The sequence below is a fragment of the Bacillus sp. jun7 genome (assembly GCF_051034795.1).
GTDB lineage: Bacteria > Bacillota > Bacilli > Bacillales > Bacillaceae > Bacillus > Bacillus velezensis.
This window is the reverse complement of sequence record NZ_CP093219.1, coordinates 62823-82065: the sequence shown is the minus strand read 5'-3', so window position 1 is coordinate 82065 and position 19243 is coordinate 62823. Positions and strand designations below refer to the sequence as shown.

Genomic DNA, 19243 nt, shown 5'->3' with positions numbered 1-19243 from the left:
CCTACTGTAATCTTGATAAAAAGCTTTTTCCGTATTCCGGCTTTTCCGTTTTGAAATTATCCGCAATGGTTGCGCCGATATCGGCAAATGTTTCCGCAAGCGGCAGCTGTTCAGTGTGTTTGTGCTTTTTGCTGTAAACAAGAAGCGGCACATACTCCCGCGTGTGATCCGTGCCGTGATGGACAGGATCATTGCCGTGATCCGCAGTGATGATCAGCAGATCGTCTTCTTTCATTTTTTCAAACACTTCCGGAAGCCTCGCGTCGAATTCCTCAAGCGCTTTTCCGTACCCTTCCGGATCGCGGCGGTGTCCGTACAGCGCGTCAAAATCAACGAGGTTGGCAAAGCTCAGGCCCGTAAATTCTTCACCGAGCGTTTCAATCACTTTGTCCATGCCATCCATATTAGATACCGTGCGGCGGGAAGATGTAATGCCTTCTCCGTCATAAATATCAGAAATTTTGCCGATGGAAATGACGTCTAATCCGCTGTCTTTCATTCCGTTCATTACCGTGCGGCCGAACGGTTTGAGCGCATAATCATGACGGTTCGGCGTGCGTTTGAAGCTGCCCGGTTCTCCGACGAACGGTCTTGCGATAATCCGGCCGACCATGTACTTCGGATCAAGCGTCAGTTCTCTGGCCGTTTCACAGATGCTGTACAGCTCTTCCAGCGGAACGACATCTTCGTGAGCCGCAATCTGCAGCACGGAATCTGCTGATGTATAAACGATCAGCGCACCCGTTTCCATATGTTCTTTTCCGAGCTCGTCCAGAATCGCCGTGCCTGAAGCCGGCTTATTTCCGATGATTTTCCGTCCTGAACGCCGCTCAAGTTCCCGAAGAAGTTCATCCGGAAATCCTTCCGGGAACACTTTAAACGGTTTTTCAATGTAGAGGCCCATAATCTCCCAGTGCCCCGTCATCGTATCTTTCCCGTTTGACGCCTCCTGCATTTTTCCGTAGTACGCAAGAGGGTGCTCCGTTTTTTCCACGCCCTTAATGTCTCCGATCAGTCCGAGACCGAGCTGCGCCATATGGGGCATATGTAAGCCGTTCATGTGCTCTGCGATGTGTCCGAGCGTATTTGCGCCTATATCATTAAAATCGGCAGCGTCCGGCGCTTCACCGATTCCGACAGAATCCATTACGATCAAAAATACCCGGTTATATTTGTATTCAGACATCATAAAAGCCTCCTTTTCTTCCATCTGTCCATTGTAGCTTACAGAGGTCAGACAACTCAAGTATAAACCGTTTACATTCTTGTTGACAATGCCGATTCAAATAATTAGAACCTTCTCTGTATTCCGCCAATCCGGCAAAAAAGCCGCGGCCCCTCCGGCAGCGGCTCCTAAGCGCGCGGATGATACTGTTTGTACACGTCCTTCAGCCTTGTTTTCGTCACATGCGTATAAATTTGCGTCGTGGAAATATCGGCATGTCCGAGCATCTCCTGCACGGCGCGCAGATCCGCGCCGTTTTCGAGCAGGTGCGTTGCAAAAGAGTGCCGGAGCGTATGCGGTGTCAGCTCTTTTTTAATCCCCGCTTCAAGGGCGATTTTTTTCAGGTTTTTCCAGAACCCCTGACGGCTGATCTGCCTGCCGTGATGATTCAGAAAAAGCGCTTCGGTTACGTTTTTCTTTAATAATTTCCCTCTGGCTTTTTCAATGTATGCTTCTATCGCATGGGAAGCGGCTTCACCAATCGGCACAATCCGCTCTTTCCGCCCTTTTCCGAAGCAGCGGACGAATCCCATCGTCAAATGGACGTCGGATAATTTCAGCTCGATCATCTCGCTGACCCTGATGCCGGTTGCGTACAGCAGTTCAAGCATGGCTTTATCCCTGAGACCGAACGGGCTGTCAAGCTTAGGCGTGTCCAATAACCGCTCAACTTCGTGAAGCGCCAATACTTTCGGAAGCGTCCGCTCTGTTTTTTGTGTTTCAATATGTACCGAAGGATCTTTATCCGCGGCTTTTTCCCTTAACAGAAATTGATGAAAAGACCGGATCGACGCCAAATGCCTGGCAGACGTCTTGCCGGATTTCCCGGAGTCCTTTATATGCTTTAAATATTGAATAATATGAAGACGGGTCACATCATTCCATGAAGTGATCTGAAGGGTTTCAGTTAAGAAGAGAGAATAACTTTTCAGATCACGCTCATAGGACATCATCGTATTTTGGGACAGCCCTCTTTCAACCCTCACATAATGGATGAAATCCTTAATTTGATCCTTCACTCTTGATCTACTCCCCGTTTTGGTAAAAAAAGATCAATCGGCCGAACCAGCCGTCTTTCTCCTCATGTTCCGTTTTGGCCACTTTGACGGCGGAGCCTTCCGGTTTATCGTACCGATGATAGTTTTCATACTCTGAATTCACCCATATCATAGCATAATAGAACAGCGCGGTAAAACCTGTGAACAGAATAAACACTTTGATCGTATCCGCGGCTGTTTTCAGGAATCTGCCCATCTTTCGATCGACCCTTTCTTTGGCGGCTGTTAGTACACCTTATGCCAATTTCAAAGGCTTTTATACATAAAAACAGCAAAAAACCCTTTCCTGGCAGAAAAGGTTCATAGGCTTTTACTCTGTTTCATCCCCGCGGCAGCGGTGGCAGATTCCGTGAAAAGTCAATCTATGATCTTTAATTTTAAATTTCCAATCACGTTCAATCACTTCTTCAACGTCTTCAAGCAGATCTTCTTCAATTTCATCGACGGCTCCGCACTCCATGCACACCAAATGGTGATGAAAGTGAGCCGCGCCTTCTTTGCGAAGGTCGTAGCGGGATACGCCGTCCCCGAAGTTAATTTTATCAACGACTTTTAATTCTGTTAATAATTCTAATGTACGATATACTGTAGCGAGACCAATTTCAGGAGATTTCTCTTTTACGAGGAGGTATACATCTTCTGCGCTTAAATGGTCTTCTTCGTTTTCAAGCAGCACTCTTACCGTTGCTTCCCGCTGTGGCGTAAGCTTGTAACTTGACGAGTGCAGCTGCTTTTTAATTCGATCAATACGGTTTTCCATGTCTTTCCCTCCTACGCCGCATTCCATGACTCATTATAACAAAATACGCGCAGAGTTCCAACTATAATTATTATAAACTGATAAATAAAAGTATTATTTTGTGATAATCATTCTAAAATATGCGTGAAGACAGCTTTTCCATAAACAGCGGAGACACGTACGCTTCGAGCAGCGAAGCGATGACCGAGAAGAAAACGATGAGAATCAGTACGAAGGCGTAACGTCCGAACCATTGGATCGGCGCGTCATGAAGGCTGCGTTTGACAAACAGCTGCCGGATCAGTTTCAGTGAAAAAGCGATGGAGCATGTCCCCATGATAAGATATGCCGGAATGAGAACGATGTTTTGCGGCAGAACCGAAATAAATGACAGGAAAAACCCGTTCATCCCCATTTGATTCACTAAAAAACCGACCGTGAAGCCGACGACGATTCCTTTTAAAAACACCATAATGAAAATAACCGGAAGACCGATCACGGAAATACCGAGAATCCACATCAGCCCCAAATATTTTACATCATGAAAGACGGCCTGCCAAAACATTTCTGAAGCGCCGGCATGTTTTCCGTCAGACAGCTGTCCGAAAAACTTGCTTAAATAGTAATACAAATCTTCTTTCTGCGTGATGGTCATGCTGTTGACGATGATCGCCCCGAAAATGACTCCCATCAAAAACAAGACGAACACAAATATATAAAGTGACAGATGATCCTTTACATGGCGAAAAAACAGTTCTTTGTACGATTGTTTTCTCATACCGCTTTCCTCCCGCTAATCTATTGACTTGATTTAGTAGATTGTATGAAAGAAAAGAGAAAACATGACAGAGAAATCATAGAAAGGCGCGAGATTCGGGCATAAAAAAAGAACCCCCGTCATCACTCCGGTGATCATAGGGGTTCCTTTTTTTATGCTTTATTCTTTCAAGCCTGTCTTTTTTGGTTTTCGTCACTCTTTCATGGGTGCTGAAAGACGGCGCCGTCCCCCTTGACAAGACTGCGTCACGCATCCCGTTTCTTCTGAGATGCTCCCGCATTTTTTTCGTTTTGCTTTTCGCCATGTGCCAATCGCTCCTTTTTGCCTTTTCTTTATCATAACAAAAAAATCCAGATGTATTCATGAATACGGCTCATGTTTCGACCGGTAAGCGCGCAGAGACGTTTTGGCAGATGAATAGCTCCCCATGGCGGCGTATCCGTAAAAAAATCCCATAAAAATCCCCGCATACACGTGTTCATGGTGACCGAAAACGATAGACACAACATTTCCGGCAGCAAGGGCAATCGTGGGAACGAATATGCCCGGAACCCGGCAGAACACTTTGATCAGCTGTGTAACGCATAAGACGACCGGCACGCCGATCACAGCATCCCAAATATTTGTATGGATCAGCGGAAAATAATCCACATCGACACCTCTTTATTCCGTCTTTTGCTATCTGTTAGCCTGCCTAAGAATTCCGCTTCCTATTCATGATAAAAAAACAGCACCGGCACATGTCCGGTACTGTAAGAGTTGTTTATTTTCCTGCCGCGGCCCGTTCTACGGCTGCTGATACGGCCTGATGCACGTCCGCATCCAAAGGCTGAGGCACGAGATCGCCGTGTTTTGTGCAAGAGGCGATGGCTTCTGCGGCCGCCACAAGCATTTCATGGTCGATTTTCTTGCTTTTGGCGTTCAGCGCGCCGCGGAAAATACCCGGGAAGCCGAGAACATTATTGACCGAACGGCCGTCGGCTGCATAAGCGGCCCCGGCTTGTAATGCCTCTTCCGGTTCAATCTCCGGCTTCGGATTAGATAAGGCCAGAATGACATGTCCTTTTCTGACATCCTCTTTTTTAATGAGACCCGGAACTCCGGTGGTACTGATCACAATGTCACACGTGTCCATTAAATCTTTGATGCTTCCAAGCGGCTGACCTCCGTACTGAGCGAGGCGGTTCATTGCGTCTTCTGACTTGTCCGTTCCGCAGACCGCTTTGACTCCGTATGCCATAAACATGCGGCAGATGGCGACGCCTGCCGCGCCGAGACCGATCTGTCCGACCTTCGCTTCTTTTAAATCAAGACCGGCGCTTTTACAAGCGGAAATGGCGGCGGCGAGCGTGACGACCGCCGTGCCGTGCTGGTCATCGTGCATAACCGGAATATCCAGTTCTTCTTTCAGGCGGTCTTCAATGTCAAAGCAGTGAGGCGAACCGATATCTTCAAGCAGAATTCCGCTGAACCCCGGAGAAATATGTTTTACCGTACGAATGATTTCTTCCGGATCAGAGGTGTCGAGCAAAATCGGAATTCCGCTGATACCCGCCAGCTGGTCAAAAAGCGCGGCTTTCCCTTCCATTACAGGCATTCCCGCGACAGAACCGATATTGCCGAGGCCGAGAATCGCCGTGCCGTCGGTGACAATGGCGACAGAATTGCTGATTGTCGTATAGATGGACGCTTTTTCGGGCTCGTTTTCAATCAGTCGGCACACATCGGCGACGCCCGGCGTATAAACACGGCCAAGCTCAGCCAATGTCCGGATCGGCATTTTGCTTTTCATCTGAATTTTGCCGCCTTCATGAGCAGAGAGCACTTCATCTGAAACTGTATGAAGCCGAATGCCTTCCCCGAGAGCTTCAATGGCTTGAATGATTTCCTGCAGCTGCTCTTCATTTTCGGCCTGCACCGTGATGTTGCGCATTGTGTAGTTCGGGCCGACTTTAACGGTTTCAACTTCCCCGATATCTCCGCCCATCACTCCGATGGCGGTTGCCACTTTTCCGAGATTTCCGGGAACAGTCGGCGTTTCAATCATTAACGTCCGAATCATATGCTTTGTAATCATGAAATGAACCTCCTAACCCAATTTTTGAGATTGCAAGGATTTTTCTTTCGTGTACCAAATGAATTTCCCCGTGTATCCGTACAATATTGCCAGTCCGATAGATACAAAACTGAGCCACATGAACGGCAGATAAGAAAATGTGGATACGCCGAGAATGCCGGCCATATAGATGCCGTTATCAGACCACGGCACCATCCCTGAAGTAAGCGTGCCGCCCACCTCTGCGTTCCGGGATAAAACTCTTCTGTCAAGTTTCAGTTTATCATAACTGTTCTCCATGATTTTCGGCGTCAGAATCAATGACACGTACATCGCACAGCCGAAAATGTTTCCTAAAAGGGCGACGATCAATGTCGAAAGCGTTACATTTCCCGGTGTGGTCAGCTTTTTCTCAAAAGTTGAGACAATCACTTTTAATACGCCGAGCTTCTCAAGAATTCCCCCAAAACCGAGACCGAACAGAATAACGACTAACGTATCCAGCATACCGGTAATGCCTCCGCGGTTTAACAGGCCGTTTAAAAATTCGACGTCCGTTTTAATGGAAAAACCATTATAAGCAGTCGCAATGGCATCGGCAAAATTCATTCCCTGAAAGACGGAAGCCCAGATTGCGCCAAGCAAAGCACCGATGACGATAACGGGCATAGACGGCTTTTTCAAAATCAGAAGGACAACGACGACAACAGCCGGGATGAGCATCCATATATGAATGTCAAACGTTTTCTGCAATGAAGACTTTAAAAATTCCACTTTGTCGAGATCAATATTTTTTCCGCCGTATATAAATCCCGTTACGGTAAATAGAATGGCCGTAATAATATAGGACGGAATTGACAGATACATCATCGCTCTGACGTGTGACAGCACATCCACCTTAGAAAGCGTGGAGGCAAGCACCGTACTGTCAGACAGCGGTGAAAGCTTGTCTCCGAAGTAAGCGCCGGACAAAACGGCTCCCGCTACGATCGGAAGCGGTATACCCATTCCCTCTCCGATGGCAATCATGGCGATCCCCGCGGTTCCCACGGTTCCCCACGACGTTCCGGTCGCAACGGACATAACGGAACAAATAACCAGTGTAGCCAGAAGGAAAATATGGGGATTAATAAACTCTAAACCATAATAAATTAACGTCGGCACAACACCGCCGGCAATCCATGTCCCGATGAGCGCACCGACCGAAACGAGAATCAACACCGCTTCAAGACCGTTTGATATCCCGGTGACAATCGAATCCTGCAAGTCTTTATATGAATATCCCAGCCTGACTCCGAGAATAATAGCGAAAAACCAGGATATTAATAGAGCTAGCTGGATCGGCAGGTCTAAAAACACTGTGAACGATAAGACAAGTGCTAAAAACCCGAATAATAAGATAATAATTTCCAATAAATTTGGCAATCTGACCTCTTTCACAAGAAAATCCCCCTAGAAGAAAAAAGCTAAAACGCTTTCATCAAATGATATAACAAATTATACTATACTGCCTCATCCCTTTGTATGGCAACCGCCTATTCACTGAAAAACGTGAAAAGGCGGCTGTTGTTGCTTTAAAATTTATTTTTCTAATAGATCTTTTCCGGCAATCCCCGGTTTTGTCATTTCATACGGATTCAAAATGATATCCAATTCTTCTTCTGTCAGGACATCATTTTGAAGGCAGAGATCTCTTACAGATTGCCCCGTCATGATGGCTTCACGGGCAATTCGCGCAGCCGCTTCATACCCGAGGTGCGGATTGACCGCTGTAATGACGCCGACGCTCTTTTCCACGTATTGCTTCAGACGTTTTTCGTTGGCTTCAATTCCCGCCAGACAATGATCGGTAAATGAACGGAACCCGTTATTCATGATGCTGATGGATTGAAGCAGGTTAAATACGAGTACCGGCTCCATTACGTTAAGCTCCAGCTGGCCCGCTTCTGAAGCGAGGCAGATCGTATTGTCATTCCCGATGACCTGGAAGGCGATTTGGTTGATCAGCTCTGCCATTACAGGGTTGACTTTCCCTGGCATAATGGATGATCCCGGCTGACGGGCGGGCAGTGAAATTTCCGCAAGTCCCGCGCGCGGGCCTGAAGCCATTAAGCGCAGATCGTTGGCGATTTTAGACATGTTCATCATGCATACTTTCAACGCGGCTGAAACTTCCGTATACGCATCAGTGTTTTGTGTGGCGTCAACCAAATGGCCGGCGCCGACAAGCGGCAGTCCGCTGATGTCAGCCAGGTGCTTTACAACCTGTTCTATGTAGCGCGGATCGGCGTTAAGCCCCGTCCCTACGGCCGTTGCCCCCATGTTGACTTCATACAGATGCTGGCGGGATTGTTTAATTCGCTTTATGTCACGCTCGAGCACGCGGCTGTATGCTTCAAATTCCTGTCCGAGACGGATCGGCACAGCGTCCTGAAGGTGTGTGCGCCCCATTTTAATGACAGAATCAAATTGTTTCGCTTTATCCTTAAAGACACTCAGCATATGCGCCATCGTATCAAGGAGCTTATCCAAAAGTTTTAAGGTGGAAATATGGATTGCCGTCGGGAACACGTCGTTCGTCGATTGTGACATGTTGACGTGTGTGTTCGGGCTGAGGTGAATGTATTCACCTTTTTTATGCCCCATGATTTCAAGCGCTCTGTTGCCGATTACTTCGTTGGCATTCATGTTCATGGACGTTCCGGCTCCCCCTTGGATCGGATCGACGATGAATTGGTCATGCCATTTCCCCTCAAGAATCTCGTCTGCGGCCTGGACAATCGCATTTCCGATTCCTTCATACAGCCGTTTTACATCCATATTGGCAAGCGCCGCCGCTTTTTTGACGATGGCGAGCGCATTAATCATTTCTTCGTGGATGCGGTATCCGGTAATCGGAAAGTTTTCTTTCGCGCGCAGCGTTTGTATTCCGTAATACACATCAGCTTCAATTTGTTTTTCTCCGAGGAAATCTTTTTCCTGACGATATTCTTTTTGCGCGTTTGTCATGCTAAAACCCTACTTTCTCTTTGTGGTAGTCATGTTTTTACAGTACAACGTCGTCTGCGATCGGTGTCTCCATAATGTTTTTGACTTCAGCCAAGTTGTGAGACTGGCCGAGCGCCCACATTAATTTCGGCACGATGGCTTCCGTGTTCATATTTCTGGAGCGGATAATGAGATCTTGATTGACTCTTCGGCCGACTTCATAGACGCTCATGTCCTCTCCTTCTTCAAGACATTGTGTCGTAATGACGACGACAATGCCGCTTTCAATCATTTCATTGACTTTGGCGAGAATGTCTCTTCCTTCAAACGGCACGCCGCCGCTGCCGTAGCTTTCAATGACGATTCCTTTGTACATGCCCTTTAATGCGTCAAACATTTCCGGTTTCAGCCCCGGGTGGAGCTTGAGCAGGCACACGTCCGTGCAAAGTGATGTATTGACCGTAAAGGCATCGTCTTTTGGCATGTGCACTTGTTTGTTGTATTCAATTCCGTTTTCGGTAATAAACGCGATATACGGATAGTTAATGCTCTCAAATGCATCATAGCTTTTCGTTCTTAATTTAATGGCGCGTGTGCCTTGAATGACTCTGCCGTCAAATACGACGTATACGCCGCCCACCCCTTCACATGCGAAGCGGATCGCGTCCGTGATATTTTTTTTGGCATCGGTTTTTTGAAATGTAATCGGGATTTGCGAACCCGTAATGACGATCGGTTTATCAGCATGCTGAAGCATATAAGACAGTGCCGCTGATGTATACGCCATTGTGTCTGTCCCGTGCGTAATGACGAACCCGTCATATGCGTCATATTTTTCTTTGACAGCATTTGCGATTTCGGCCCAGTATTCAGGCTGCATATTTGTGCTGTCGATGTTCATTAACGAATGGGTTTCCATCGTGTAATCGTTATCAAGTTTTGATACGTAGGTTAACAATTCGTCTGCTTTCACCCCGGGTGCAAGCCCGTTTTCTCCTTCGACTGAGGCGATTGTTCCTCCGGTTGTTAACAGCAATAATTTTTTCATACCCTGCACCTCTTCATCCATTTCTCAAGATGTGTTAAGCATTCGCTTTTCGCATACTTTTAATCAAATTATAGACAGACGATTGAAATTAATCAAGTGATTATTATTCAATTCGCGTACACTTTTGCATATCGATATGATATAATTTGCTCAAGTGAAAAGGAGCGGTTTTGAATATGAATTTAGATCGTTTAACTGAACTGAGAAAAAAGAAAAATTGGTCTCTTCAATATACGGCTGACCGTCTCGGCATCGCCAAAAGCACGTACGCCGGGTATGAATCAGGATACCGGCGTCCGTCATTCGAGGCGCTGGGCACGCTTGCCGATCTGTTTGACACGACGTGCGACGATTTACTGGGGCGCACTGAAAAAAAGGCGGAGCCGTTTACCCAGACCATCGAATTAACAAACGCCGCACAAGGCCGCGGCACACTGACCGTTGACGGACAGCCGCTGAATCAGGATGAAATCATCGAATTGATTGCGTTTGTCCGCACGAAAAAGAAGGTGCAGGAGGAGCTCCGCTAATAACCGGCTTTTACGGCTTGATTCTGCCGTACGTCCCTCCGCCCCCGGCCTCAAGGACAAGCTGCCCGGTGCGCGCTTTATGAATGACAGCCGCTATTTTAGGCTGGACGACACGCGCCAATTCCTCTTCTTGCGCCTGATGAAGAATCGCCATCTCCGTCCCGAAAGCCCGCTTCAGTTTGTCTAACGTTTTCGGCCCGACCCCCGGAATGAACTGCAGCGGGATCTGATGAATATACGGCGGCCGCGGCACGCGGCTTTTTTTCGGTCCGCTCAGTTCCTCCAGCCGTTCACTGACCCCTTTTGTCATTGTTTTCCCCCCGCACTCCGGACAGGCGGAAGCTCCTTTTTCAACCGGGCTGCCGCAGCGGTCGCAAGCCGTCCGGTAATACTTCCCGAGCTTCGGGTTCAGCCCGTAATTCGCCTTGATTTTTCTTCCGTCCTTCCCTTTTAAAGCCAGCGAAAATTCCGTGAAATTCGCTTCTTTAAGAAGCATTTCATTATATTCTCTGCCGATTTTTCCTAAGGAATGCGCATCAGAATTTGTTAAAAATGTATACGGATCAAGTTCCGTTACCCGCGAAGCCATGTCGGTGTCACAGCTTAACCCGAGTTCCGCCGCGTCAATGAGCGCCGGGTCGAAAACTTCTGTCAAAGAAGATATGACCCCTTTTCCGTACAGGCTTTTATGCGGGGTGAACATATGGGCGGGAATAAACAGCCCGCCCAATTCCTTTGTTTTCCTTTGAAGATTCAAACCGGTTTCATAAATACGCTGGGAACTGAGATGGATATTTTTAAGCCTTTTTGCGAGCCACTCAGAAAACATCTTCATTTCGGCAAGAGACGGCATAAAGACGAGAACGTGAATCGGCCCGCGGCATGTGTGATCATAGATTTCAAGCTCACTGCCCAATAGAAGCGTCGTATTCCGATACCGGATGCCGCCTTCTTTCAGCTCACGGTACCTGCCTTCATCAATTCCGCGCTCGATTTCTTCTATGACTTCCGGAGAATGGCAGTCGATGATGCCCAATAGTTCAATTCCCTTCCCCTCACTGGCTTCTTCTAAAATCCGGTGCAGCGTCAACGTTTTGGCCCCGGTGATTTTGACCGGTTTTCCCGTATAGGTGCGGCCGATATGAATATGCAGATCGGCATAGATGGTTTTCATCATTTTTCCTTCAGCGCTTCTTTCAGCTGGAGATACTGAATCGCGTACGCCGTTTTTGCGTCATACACCCTGCGGGATTCAATCAGCTTCACGGCCTCTTCAAGCGTGACCTGCATGACTTCGACAAATTCATCCTCATCCAGTTCGCGCTTTTCTTCCAGCGGCGAAAGCCCTTCCGCAAGAAAGAGATGCACGATTTCATCAGCAAACCCGGGTGATGTATAAAAAGCGGTGATTTTCGTCAAGGTTTCCGCCGTATATCCCGTTTCTTCCTCGAGCTCTCTTAACGCCGTATGTTCCGGCTCTTCTCCCTTTTCAAGCTTCCCGGCCGGAATTTCAACGATTGTCCGTTCCAGCGGCTTTCTGAACTGGTTCACCAAAATGATTTTTCCTTCTTCGGTCACCGCAAGTACGGCCACCGCTCCCGGATGTTTGACGATTTCCCGCTTGCTTGTTTTTCCGTTCGGGAGCTCTACATCCTCTAAGTAAAGATCTATGACTTTCCCGTCATACAGCTTTTTTTTCGCAAGTGTTTTTTCTTCTAAATGTTTCATCATGTCATCTCCCGTTCTGTCTCTCTATTATGCCTCATATATTTTATCATACATGCATGAGAGGGAGGTGCTTTTCGATTGAAGGTGTACCGGAAGGATAAAAGTATCGTATTGGTCGGAAAGGCGTGGGAAGTGCGGGCTAAACTGAAAGAATACGGACGGACATTCCGCTATGTCGGAGATTGGATCACCGGGCCTTAACAGTTGAAAACTTCGCGCCTTTATATTACGGTCAATAAAAGACTATAAAAAGGAGCGAAACGATGAGAAAACGCACACTGGGACATTCTGATTTAGAAATAAGCGAAATCGGGCTCGGCTGTATGTCGCTGGGCACGGATAAAGCTGAAGCGCTGTCTATTTTGGATGAAGCGATCGAGCTTGGAATCAATTATTTAGATACCGCTGATCTTTATGATTTCGGCAGAAATGAGGAAATTGTCGGGGAGGCCGTCAAAAACCGCAGGCACGACATCATTTTAGCCACGAAAGCCGGAAACCGCTGGAATGATGATAAAGACGGCTGGCATTGGGACGCCTCCAAAGGATACATAAAAGAAGCGGTCAAAAACAGCCTGCGCCGGCTGAAAACGGACTATATCGACCTTTATCAGCTGCATGGCGGCACGATGGAAGATCATATTGACGAAACGATCGAAGCGTTTGAGGACTTAAAACAGGAAGGCGTCATCCGGTATTACGGCATTTCCTCGATTCGTCCGAATGTCATTAAAGAATATGTGAAAAAATCAAATATCACCAGCGTTATGATGCAATACAGCCTGCTGGACCGGCGTCCTGAGGAGTGGCTTCCCCTTTTAGAGGAGAACGGGATCAGCGTTGTCGCCAGAGGGCCTGTCGCTAAAGGGCTTCTTACGAAAAAACCGCTTGATCAAGCAGCCGCAAGCGTAAAAGAGAACGGCTATTTAACATATTCTTTTGCGGAACTGGAAGAAACCAAAAAAGCGATCAGCGCTGCCGCACCTGACTTGAGCATGACGGAGCTTTCCCTTCAATACTTACTGTCACAGCCGGCCGTCGCTTCTGTCATCACCGGAGCCAGCTCACTTGAGCAGCTGAGAGAAAACTGTTCGGCTGCAGAGGCCCGGCGTTTAAGCAGCCAGGAAATCAAAGCCCTGCAATACCATACAAAACGGGACGTATACGAAGCCCATCGTTCTTAAACAATAAAACCGGCACCTTGTCAGATGCCGGTTTATTTATATTTGTGCCAATCGAGACTGCTTTCATTCAGCAGCTCTTCAAAGCTTTTATTTTTTTCTTTTTCTTTTCGTTTTCTGATTTGTTCCGCCTTTTGCTGCGCCTGTTTTTTCTCGTCTTCTTCCTTCAGCTCACTTTTCATTTGCAAAAGCCTGGCCTTCAGATCTTCCCCCAGATCGTCTTTTAAGCTGTGTTTTTCTTTAGGCAGCTGCTTTTTCATCATTACGCCCCCCGTATCTGAATATGGTGAAGCAAGTGTACCACGGAGCGCCGGCGGCCGGTAACGTTCACGGGCCTGAAAAGCCAGAGGAAGGATTTTCCATATGAAAGGAGGGTGCCTGTGTGAAAAAATGGCTGGCGGTGTTCGGTTCGGCTTGCGCAGTCTTTTTGGCTGCCGGATTCGCTTTTACGAATCTGATTATGTTTATGAAGAAAAAGACGGATGAAGATATCATGAAAAAAGAAACGGCCGACGGGCATGATAGATTTGATTCCTTTCAGGCCATGGAAAAAGAAGAGGCCGTCATCCTGTCACGCCACGGGTATGAGATCAAAGGCTTTTACGTCGCCCCGCATCATACGGCAAACACCATGATTATTTGTCACGGCGTTACCGTAAATTCGTTCAATTCATTGAAATACATGGATTTATTTTTAGATTTAGGCTGGAATGTGCTCGTATATGACCACCGCGGGCACGGAAAAAGCGGCGGCAGAACGACGAGCTACGGCTATTTTGAAAAAGATGATTTGGAAGAAGCCGTGAATTGGGTGAGACACAAAACGGGAGACGGCGGTCAAATCGGCATCCACGGGGAATCGATGGGAGCGGTGACGGCCTTATTATACGCGGGCGGGCATCAGGATGAAAACGGCGCTGATTTTTATATTGCGGACTGTCCGTTCGCAAGCTTTCGCGATCAGCTCGCCTACAGGCTGAAGCGGGAGTTCCGGCTGCCTCCGTGGCCGCTTCTGCCTTTGGCTGATTTCTTTTTGCGGATGAGAGAAGGATACCGTATCCGTGATGTATCGCCTTTATCGGTTATCAGCCGAATCCGGCAGCCCGTGCTGTTTATTCACAGTAAGGAAGATGATTATATACCTCCCGCTTCTTCCGAATTGCTGCACCGCAGAAAACGCGGCCCGAAGATGCTCTATCTGGCCGAATCGGGCGGGCATGCCATGTCGTACACCAAAAATCCGGAGAGCTACCGCAAAGCCGTTCAAACCTTTTTAGATACCATGACGCAAACGTAAAAAAGCGAAAGAACGTATGCTGGTTCTTTCGCTTTCCCGTCATAAAACGTCGGTAATCCCGTCCATATTTTCTCCGATCCAGTCAATGGCGAGGTCGATTGTCGTAAACTCCTGCGCTTTGAAGGTCATCTCATCCTGAAGCAGCCAGACATCCTTCTGAACGGATTCAGCGCCTCCGATGGACCAGTGCAGCAGACTGTACGGGTGGTTGTTGTTCAGAAAGGATACCCACGTTTTATGCTGTGCCGTCTGTTTAATGGCTTTCAGCTTTTGATTCACTTTCCGTTTCTCCCTGCTTTACTAATATGCTCATTCTCGGGCTCAGCATCTCTGCCGGGCTTTTTAAGACGAGCGTTTTTGCCTTTTCATTGTAATCGATTGTCATTTCCTCGTCAAAAAACACTTTTTGTGAGGTCTGGATGTAAAGCGGAAGTCCGTTGGTTTCAATGGCCTCGCATTGTCCCGTTAATTCGTCCGCCAGCCAGATGGTCGGCACGCCGCTCACCGCGCACCCGCAGCCTTCTGCGTCATAGCGGAGCTGCGCTTTTTTCCCCGGGTTGGCGTCCATCGCCTGCTGAAGTGTGTGTTTCGCCACATCCGTCACATGTATTTGCATAGATGATCCTCCGTTTTTCATTTTCGCCATTGTAGCATACCGGAGCCGCTGTATGCATTGTTTCTGCTTTCTTTACAGAAGCCCGCTCTCCCAGTCCTTTGCCTCTTGTTCAGCCGCCTTGATCCAGTCATTTTTCCCTTCACTATACTTTGCCATATCGTACGGGTATGCCTTAGCGAGCCGCCGTTTCAGTTCCATGTATTGAGCCGCTTTTTCAGGCTTTGCAGTGAGGTAATCCCGGAACAGCAGATGACGCTTCACATCCGGATGGCCTGTTTCGTATATGTGGACGTGGTGTGTGCGCTTGCTGCCGCCTTTTTGAAAGAAACGCCGGCCCTCTATCCCGTTTTCCCCTTTCGCCTCATAGCCGAGTGCTTCCAGCTGCGGACTGAATCGGTCAGCGTCCAAAATATCTTTGACCTCCGCCAGTATATCAATGACGGGTTTTGCGGCCATTCCCGGGATGGAGGTGCTGCCGATATGGCTGACAGAATGAAGAGCGGGGCCGAAGATTCGGATCAAGTCCGCCTTCTCTCTTTCAAACATCTCTTTCCATTCCGGCTTGTACGGAACAACTTCCGCTTTCCTCTTCGGATAAAGATGAAAAAACGAGAGGGTCAGCCCTTCCGGCGTCTCTGTCTGTCCGGCTTCTATGAACCCGGTTTTTAAATAGAGAGAGACTGCCGGAACGTTTTGACTGGCGGTAGCCGCCTCTATTTTTTGGGCGTCCCGGTTTTGATCTATCACAAATTGAATAAGCGCCTGTCCGATTCCTTTCCGAAAGCCGGACGGGTGCACCGTCAGCCTGCATATGACAAGGTCATATCCCTTTTTTTCATACGAAATGACGCCTGCAAGCCGATCTTTTTCCTTGAAACCGGCAAACGTCTCCCGTGACCGCTGTATGTCATCGGGTGTTTCATGCAGGGCTGGAATGCCGAAAAAGCCGATCAGCTCGGCTTCTTTTTGATAAGAGCAGCGTTGAACCGCCGCAATTTCCCGCGCCGTCTGTTCTTGTGTATGCCGTAAAAATGTAATCAATCTTCCGCCCCTTTTGACGCAAACATCCGCTGTGACTCCGTCTTCGTAATGCGGACCGCGTACGCTTCATACCAGGCGCTTTTTCCTTTTTGTTTTGCCGCCCGGTGGTCAGTATGGTCTTTCCACCTTTTAATCGCCTCCAGGCTGTCCCAGTAGGAAACCGTGATGCCGCAGCCGTTTTCCTCCCGAACGCTTTCCGCGCCTAAAAAGCCCGGCTGTCCGCCTGCCAAATTCATCATGCGCTCTGCCGTATGCTCATATTCCTCATCATATTTTCCCTTTATTGATGAAAAAATGACCGCATAATAGGGCGGTTTGGGCGTGTCAGCTAAAAAACCCATATTCATCCCCCTCTACATATATTTCACAAACAGAATCCGGTCTTCTCCCGGACCGTCATAATTCGCAAAAACAGGGATTCCGTTTACGGTTTTGGTTCCTTTTTCAACTTCAAAGCCTAATTTTGTATGATAAGCGATTGATACTTTATTGACAGGCGCCGTCACGCAATTGACTTTTGTGCAGCCCCTTTTTTTCACCGTCTCCATAAATCGATCGTAAAGCTGTTTTCCAATTTGCATTTTTCTGAAATCCGGATGCACACCGGAAAAATGAATGTAGGCTGTCTCAGGGTCTGATTGTGACTGAAAACCGATTAAAAAACCGGTCATTCCCTCCGGCCCGTACGTGATAAAGCTCGTGTCCTGAAAATGTTCAAAAAACAAGCGCGGCAGTTTGTCTTTCATCTGCCTGCCGCCCCACCATTCATTCAAAACAGACGTAACCATTTCATAGTCTTCAGAGGTAATTGTTCGAATATCCATTATCGATTGACTCTCCTTTTCGTCCGGCAAAATGAATGTCAGCTCTTCTCATTGGAATATAAAAAATTATATGTGGGTTGTTTGCAATTGTAAATGATTTCTTTTCAAGCAAACGAATCAGCACGTCTTCCAGCCGGGGAATGATTTACCAGTATAAACGTGATCATTGTTCGGGTACAATGAAAAACAGAACAAATGTTCCCGGAGGTTTTTTTATGGCTGATATTCTTCTTGTTGATATGCAATCGTTTTATGCGTCTGTAGAAAAAGCGGAAGCGCCTCATCTCAAAAGCCGGCCCGTGATTGTCTCGGGAGATCCCGAAAGACGCAGCGGCGTCGTGCTTGCGGCTTGTCCGCTCGCCAAACGATACGGCGTAAAAAATGCCGAACGGCTGTGGGAAGCGCAGGCCAAATGTCCCGACGCCGTTATTGTCCGTCCGCGGATGCAGCGGTATATTGATGTATCCGTCGTGATTACCGAACTGTTTGAACGATATACCGATCTTGTAGAACCCTACTCCATCGATGAGCAGTTTCTCGACGTGACCGGAAGCAGGCGGCTATTCGGTGATCCTTTTACAATTGCCGAAAGCATTCAGCAAGCGATTATGCGTGAATTCGGAATTTATGCCCGTGTCGGCATCGGACCGAATAAGGCGCTCGCGAAAATGGCTTGCGACCATTTTGCCAAAAAAAACGCATCCGGCATCTACAGATTGGATATGTCAAATATCAGGGAGGATCTGTGGCCGCTGCCGGTCGGAAAATTATTCGGCATCGGAAAACGGATGGAGCATCATTTAAGACGGATGGGCATCAGCACAATCGGCGGGCTTGCCGTGCACCCCGCCGAACTGCTGAAAAAACGCTGGGGCATTAACGGCGAATTGCTTCAGCGGACAGCCCGCGGCATCGATCCCTCTCCGGTCACCGTCAACACGCACAGCCGGCAAAAAGCGATCGGCCATAACATGACCCTCCCGAGAGACTACAGCCGCTTTGAGGATATCAAAGTCGTGCTGCTGGAGTTAAGCGAAGAAGTGGCCCGCCGCGCCCGTTTCAAACAATACATCGGCCATACGGTTTCGGTCAGCATCAGAGGCGCTGATTTTGAATTCCCTTCAGGTTTTCACAGACAGAGAAAGCTGGTCTCTCCGACTAATTTCGGAATGGATATTTTTAAAGCGGCGGTCAAGCTCTTCAAAGAGCATTGGAACGGTGAGCCCGTCCGCAGCGCCGGCGTCTCCCTTTCCCAGCTGGAGCCCTGTGATTATGTCCAGCTGAGCCTGTTTGATGCTCAGGAAAAAAAGATCAGTCTCGGCAAAGTATTGGATGATATTCATGAGCGGTACGGCCCTGCGTCGCTCCTCCATGCCGCTTCGCTGACAGAGGCCGGCCAAGCCTTTCACCGGGCTGAAAAAATCGGCGGGCATTACAAATAATTGAGGTGATATACATGAATCCGAACAAATTAACACCCGGGTATAATGTCATGTGGGAATCAAGCCGGATGATGCTGCCCGAACATCGGGAGCAGCTGCTTGCAAAAAAACGAAAAGAACGGGAATTCCGGCCTCCGGAACTGAGCGAAGAGCAACTGAACGACATGAACCGCATCATTGCGGCGTCGATTGAAGAAGACAGAGCCATCTCGGTCACCTATGCTTCAGCACACGGCCCCCGCCGCTTTTGGGGATGGGTAAAACAAGTGAGGCATGACGAAAAACGTTTAAAAATCATAAACGATGAAGATGCGTTAACGCTGCCGTTTCATCTTATTCTCTCGGCTGAACTGGAATAAGAGCCTAAATCGTCCTGACAGAAAATATGATAGAAGAGTGGGAGGATCACATGATATTTAGTATAATAAAGATGAATGACAAGAATAGGAGAATATATGATGGATCAATTTATAGAAAAAATGCTGGGACAAGCCCTCCGCCAGTATGGACGGAATGTGTCGACAGATCCGCTGAGCCCCTATGAAAAACAGAGTTTAAAAAAAGCTTTAGAAGAAAGAAGGAATGAAGAACCCGATGAGGATCTCCATGCCCATGTAGAAGATATTATCTACGATTACGTCACCAATCAGGGGCAGTTTTCCTGACACGGACGTTTATGCACTGGGCGATAA

At 47.9% G+C, this 19243-nt stretch carries 26 protein-coding genes; 7 read left to right on the top strand and 19 right to left on the bottom strand.

Annotated elements, in window-relative coordinates:
• Position 1: 1 nt before the first annotated feature.
• The 11 genes from deoB to MJQ52_RS00170 all read right to left on the bottom strand — a co-directional run bounded on the left by deoB (position 2) and on the right by MJQ52_RS00170 (position 9892).
• Positions 2–1186 carry a phosphopentomutase gene (deoB, locus tag MJQ52_RS00220; RefSeq protein ID WP_071391665.1) on the bottom strand — a complete coding sequence of 395 codons (1185 nt, stop codon included), beginning with the start codon at positions 1184–1186 and terminating at the stop codon, positions 2–4.
• 167 nt (positions 1187–1353) lie between these two features.
• Complete coding sequence (xerD, locus tag MJQ52_RS00215; protein WP_012117897.1) at positions 1354–2244, bottom strand: site-specific tyrosine recombinase XerD; 891 nt, start codon at positions 2242–2244, stop codon at positions 1354–1356.
• 7 nt (positions 2245–2251) lie between these two features.
• Positions 2252–2479 carry a YqzK family protein gene (locus tag MJQ52_RS00210; protein ID WP_003153331.1) on the bottom strand — a complete coding sequence of 76 codons (228 nt, stop codon included), beginning with the start codon at positions 2477–2479 and terminating at the stop codon, positions 2252–2254.
• 114 nt (positions 2480–2593) lie between these two features.
• Positions 2594–3043, bottom strand: coding sequence for a ferric iron uptake transcriptional regulator (gene fur / locus MJQ52_RS00205; RefSeq protein WP_003153330.1), 450 nt, complete (start codon positions 3041–3043; stop codon positions 2594–2596).
• Positions 3044–3155: 112 nt separating this feature from the next.
• On the bottom strand, positions 3156–3800 hold the full coding sequence (gene spoIIM, locus MJQ52_RS00200) for a stage II sporulation protein M (protein WP_007409404.1): 645 nt from the start codon (positions 3798–3800) through the stop codon (positions 3156–3158).
• Positions 3801–3876: 76 nt separating this feature from the next.
• Positions 3877–4104, bottom strand: a complete 228-nt coding sequence (locus MJQ52_RS00195) for a hypothetical protein (protein WP_003153326.1) — start codon at positions 4102–4104, stop codon at positions 3877–3879.
• Between the two features lie 56 nt (positions 4105–4160).
• A complete protein-coding gene (locus tag MJQ52_RS00190) occupies positions 4161–4451 on the bottom strand; it encodes a hypothetical protein (protein ID WP_003153325.1) in 291 nt (96 codons plus the stop codon).
• Positions 4452–4563: 112 nt separating this feature from the next.
• Positions 4564–5877: an NAD-dependent malic enzyme gene (locus MJQ52_RS00185; RefSeq protein WP_070082058.1), complete on the bottom strand. Its 1314-nt coding sequence runs from the start codon at positions 5875–5877 to the stop codon at positions 4564–4566.
• Positions 5878–5889: 12 nt separating this feature from the next.
• Positions 5890–7296, bottom strand: a complete 1407-nt coding sequence (gene nhaC / locus MJQ52_RS00180) for a Na+/H+ antiporter NhaC (protein WP_077722549.1) — start codon at positions 7294–7296, stop codon at positions 5890–5892.
• A gap of 141 nt (positions 7297–7437) precedes the next feature.
• Positions 7438–8865, bottom strand: coding sequence for an aspartate ammonia-lyase (gene aspA / locus MJQ52_RS00175; protein WP_003153322.1), 1428 nt, complete (start codon positions 8863–8865; stop codon positions 7438–7440).
• Positions 8866–8902: 37 nt separating this feature from the next.
• Positions 8903–9892 carry a type I asparaginase gene (locus MJQ52_RS00170; RefSeq protein WP_003153321.1) on the bottom strand — a complete coding sequence of 330 codons (990 nt, stop codon included), beginning with the start codon at positions 9890–9892 and terminating at the stop codon, positions 8903–8905.
• Positions 9893–10068: 176 nt separating this feature from the next.
• On the opposite strand from MJQ52_RS00170, the gene MJQ52_RS00165 reads away from it, so the two are divergent.
• Positions 10069–10422 (top strand): helix-turn-helix domain-containing protein, encoded by a 354-nt coding sequence (locus MJQ52_RS00165; RefSeq protein ID WP_003153320.1) that lies wholly within the window; start codon positions 10069–10071, stop codon positions 10420–10422.
• Positions 10423–10432: 10 nt separating this feature from the next.
• On the opposite strand, the gene MJQ52_RS00160 is transcribed toward MJQ52_RS00165, so the two are convergent.
• Together MJQ52_RS00160 and MJQ52_RS00155 are read right to left on the bottom strand one after the other, a co-directional pair.
• The gene (locus MJQ52_RS00160; protein WP_094247819.1) at positions 10433–11596 is read right to left on the bottom strand and encodes a TIGR00375 family protein; all 1164 of its coding nucleotides are present in this window, start codon (positions 11594–11596) and stop codon (positions 10433–10435) included.
• A complete protein-coding gene (locus tag MJQ52_RS00155; protein WP_003153317.1) occupies positions 11596–12150 on the bottom strand; it encodes an NUDIX hydrolase in 555 nt (184 codons plus the stop codon). Before MJQ52_RS00155 ends, MJQ52_RS00160 begins: the two co-directional genes overlap by 1 nt.
• Positions 12151–12228: 78 nt before the next feature.
• On the opposite strand from MJQ52_RS00155, the gene mciZ reads away from it, so the two are divergent.
• Together mciZ and MJQ52_RS00145 are read left to right on the top strand one after the other, a co-directional pair.
• The gene (mciZ, locus tag MJQ52_RS00150) at positions 12229–12351 is read left to right on the top strand and encodes a Z-ring formation inhibitor MciZ (protein WP_003153315.1); all 123 of its coding nucleotides are present in this window, start codon (positions 12229–12231) and stop codon (positions 12349–12351) included.
• A gap of 62 nt (positions 12352–12413) precedes the next feature.
• Entirely contained in the window at positions 12414–13334 is a 921-nt protein-coding gene (locus MJQ52_RS00145; protein WP_071391661.1) for an aldo/keto reductase, read from the top strand.
• 32 nt (positions 13335–13366) lie between these two features.
• Here the strand turns inward: MJQ52_RS00145 and MJQ52_RS00140 are convergent, their stop codons facing one another.
• Positions 13367–13591 (bottom strand): YqkE family protein, encoded by a 225-nt coding sequence (locus MJQ52_RS00140; RefSeq protein ID WP_070082061.1) that lies wholly within the window; start codon positions 13589–13591, stop codon positions 13367–13369.
• 122 nt (positions 13592–13713) lie between these two features.
• On the opposite strand from MJQ52_RS00140, the gene MJQ52_RS00135 reads away from it, so the two are divergent.
• Positions 13714–14628 (top strand): alpha/beta hydrolase, encoded by a 915-nt coding sequence (locus MJQ52_RS00135; protein WP_025649815.1) that lies wholly within the window; start codon positions 13714–13716, stop codon positions 14626–14628.
• Between the two features lie 39 nt (positions 14629–14667).
• Here the strand turns inward: MJQ52_RS00135 and MJQ52_RS00130 are convergent, their stop codons facing one another.
• The 5 genes from MJQ52_RS00130 to MJQ52_RS00110 form a co-directional block, all read right to left on the bottom strand.
• On the bottom strand, positions 14668–14907 hold the full coding sequence (locus MJQ52_RS00130; RefSeq protein WP_003153307.1) for a DUF2552 family protein: 240 nt from the start codon (positions 14905–14907) through the stop codon (positions 14668–14670).
• Complete coding sequence (locus MJQ52_RS00125; protein ID WP_094247818.1) at positions 14882–15244, bottom strand: iron-sulfur cluster biosynthesis family protein; 363 nt, start codon at positions 15242–15244, stop codon at positions 14882–14884. Before MJQ52_RS00125 ends, MJQ52_RS00130 begins: the two co-directional genes overlap by 26 nt.
• A 72-nt stretch (positions 15245–15316) precedes the next feature.
• Positions 15317–16285, bottom strand: coding sequence for a bifunctional GNAT family N-acetyltransferase/GrpB family protein (locus MJQ52_RS00120; protein WP_094247817.1), 969 nt, complete (start codon positions 16283–16285; stop codon positions 15317–15319).
• Positions 16282–16626, bottom strand: coding sequence for an antibiotic biosynthesis monooxygenase family protein (locus tag MJQ52_RS00115; RefSeq protein ID WP_003153298.1), 345 nt, complete (start codon positions 16624–16626; stop codon positions 16282–16284). The genes MJQ52_RS00120 and MJQ52_RS00115 overlap by 4 nt, the downstream gene beginning before the upstream one ends.
• Positions 16627–16638: 12 nt before the next feature.
• Positions 16639–17109 carry a GNAT family N-acetyltransferase gene (locus MJQ52_RS00110; protein ID WP_003153297.1) on the bottom strand — a complete coding sequence of 157 codons (471 nt, stop codon included), beginning with the start codon at positions 17107–17109 and terminating at the stop codon, positions 16639–16641.
• 215 nt (positions 17110–17324) lie between these two features.
• On the opposite strand from MJQ52_RS00110, the gene MJQ52_RS00105 reads away from it, so the two are divergent.
• From MJQ52_RS00105 to MJQ52_RS00095, 3 genes are all read left to right on the top strand, one after another.
• Complete coding sequence (locus MJQ52_RS00105; protein ID WP_094247816.1) at positions 17325–18551, top strand: DNA polymerase IV; 1227 nt, start codon at positions 17325–17327, stop codon at positions 18549–18551.
• Between the two features lie 14 nt (positions 18552–18565).
• A complete protein-coding gene (locus MJQ52_RS00100) occupies positions 18566–18910 on the top strand; it encodes a YolD-like family protein (RefSeq protein WP_071391657.1) in 345 nt (114 codons plus the stop codon).
• Positions 18911–19009: 99 nt separating this feature from the next.
• The gene (locus MJQ52_RS00095) at positions 19010–19216 is read left to right on the top strand and encodes a YqzH family protein (RefSeq protein ID WP_003153294.1); all 207 of its coding nucleotides are present in this window, start codon (positions 19010–19012) and stop codon (positions 19214–19216) included.
• Positions 19217–19243: the final 27 nt, after the last annotated feature.

What these genes read in the sequence shown, in the direction of transcription:
- deoB (WP_071391665.1), bottom strand. Translation starts at nt 1,186, where the DNA reads ATGTCTGAATACAAATATAACCGGGTATTTTTGATCGTAATGGATTCT.
- MJQ52_RS00210 (WP_003153331.1), bottom strand. Translation starts at nt 2,479, where the DNA reads ATGGGCAGATTCCTGAAAACAGCCGCGGATACGATCAAAGTGTTTATT.
- fur (WP_003153330.1), bottom strand. Translation starts at nt 3,043, where the DNA reads ATGGAAAACCGTATTGATCGAATTAAAAAGCAGCTGCACTCGTCAAGT.
- spoIIM (WP_007409404.1), bottom strand. Translation starts at nt 3,800, where the DNA reads ATGAGAAAACAATCGTACAAAGAACTGTTTTTTCGCCATGTAAAGGAT.
- MJQ52_RS00195 (WP_003153326.1), bottom strand. Translation starts at nt 4,104, where the DNA reads ATGGCGAAAAGCAAAACGAAAAAAATGCGGGAGCATCTCAGAAGAAAC.
- MJQ52_RS00185 (WP_070082058.1), bottom strand. Translation starts at nt 5,877, where the DNA reads ATGATTACAAAGCATATGATTCGGACGTTAATGATTGAAACGCCGACT.
- aspA (WP_003153322.1), bottom strand. Translation starts at nt 8,865, where the DNA reads ATGACAAACGCGCAAAAAGAATATCGTCAGGAAAAAGATTTCCTCGGA.
- MJQ52_RS00170 (WP_003153321.1), bottom strand. Translation starts at nt 9,892, where the DNA reads ATGAAAAAATTATTGCTGTTAACAACCGGAGGAACAATCGCCTCAGTC.
- MJQ52_RS00165 (WP_003153320.1), top strand. Translation starts at nt 10,069, where the DNA reads ATGAATTTAGATCGTTTAACTGAACTGAGAAAAAAGAAAAATTGGTCT.
- MJQ52_RS00160 (WP_094247819.1), bottom strand. Translation starts at nt 11,596, where the DNA reads ATGAAAACCATCTATGCCGATCTGCATATTCATATCGGCCGCACCTAT.
- MJQ52_RS00155 (WP_003153317.1), bottom strand. Translation starts at nt 12,150, where the DNA reads ATGAAACATTTAGAAGAAAAAACACTTGCGAAAAAAAAGCTGTATGAC.
- MJQ52_RS00145 (WP_071391661.1), top strand. Translation starts at nt 12,414, where the DNA reads ATGAGAAAACGCACACTGGGACATTCTGATTTAGAAATAAGCGAAATC.
- MJQ52_RS00140 (WP_070082061.1), bottom strand. Translation starts at nt 13,591, where the DNA reads ATGAAAAAGCAGCTGCCTAAAGAAAAACACAGCTTAAAAGACGATCTG.
- MJQ52_RS00125 (WP_094247818.1), bottom strand. Translation starts at nt 15,244, where the DNA reads ATGCAAATACATGTGACGGATGTGGCGAAACACACACTTCAGCAGGCG.
- MJQ52_RS00115 (WP_003153298.1), bottom strand. Translation starts at nt 16,626, where the DNA reads ATGGGTTTTTTAGCTGACACGCCCAAACCGCCCTATTATGCGGTCATT.
- MJQ52_RS00110 (WP_003153297.1), bottom strand. Translation starts at nt 17,109, where the DNA reads ATGGATATTCGAACAATTACCTCTGAAGACTATGAAATGGTTACGTCT.
- MJQ52_RS00105 (WP_094247816.1), top strand. Translation starts at nt 17,325, where the DNA reads ATGGCTGATATTCTTCTTGTTGATATGCAATCGTTTTATGCGTCTGTA.
- MJQ52_RS00100 (WP_071391657.1), top strand. Translation starts at nt 18,566, where the DNA reads ATGAATCCGAACAAATTAACACCCGGGTATAATGTCATGTGGGAATCA.
- MJQ52_RS00095 (WP_003153294.1), top strand. Translation starts at nt 19,010, where the DNA reads ATGGATCAATTTATAGAAAAAATGCTGGGACAAGCCCTCCGCCAGTAT.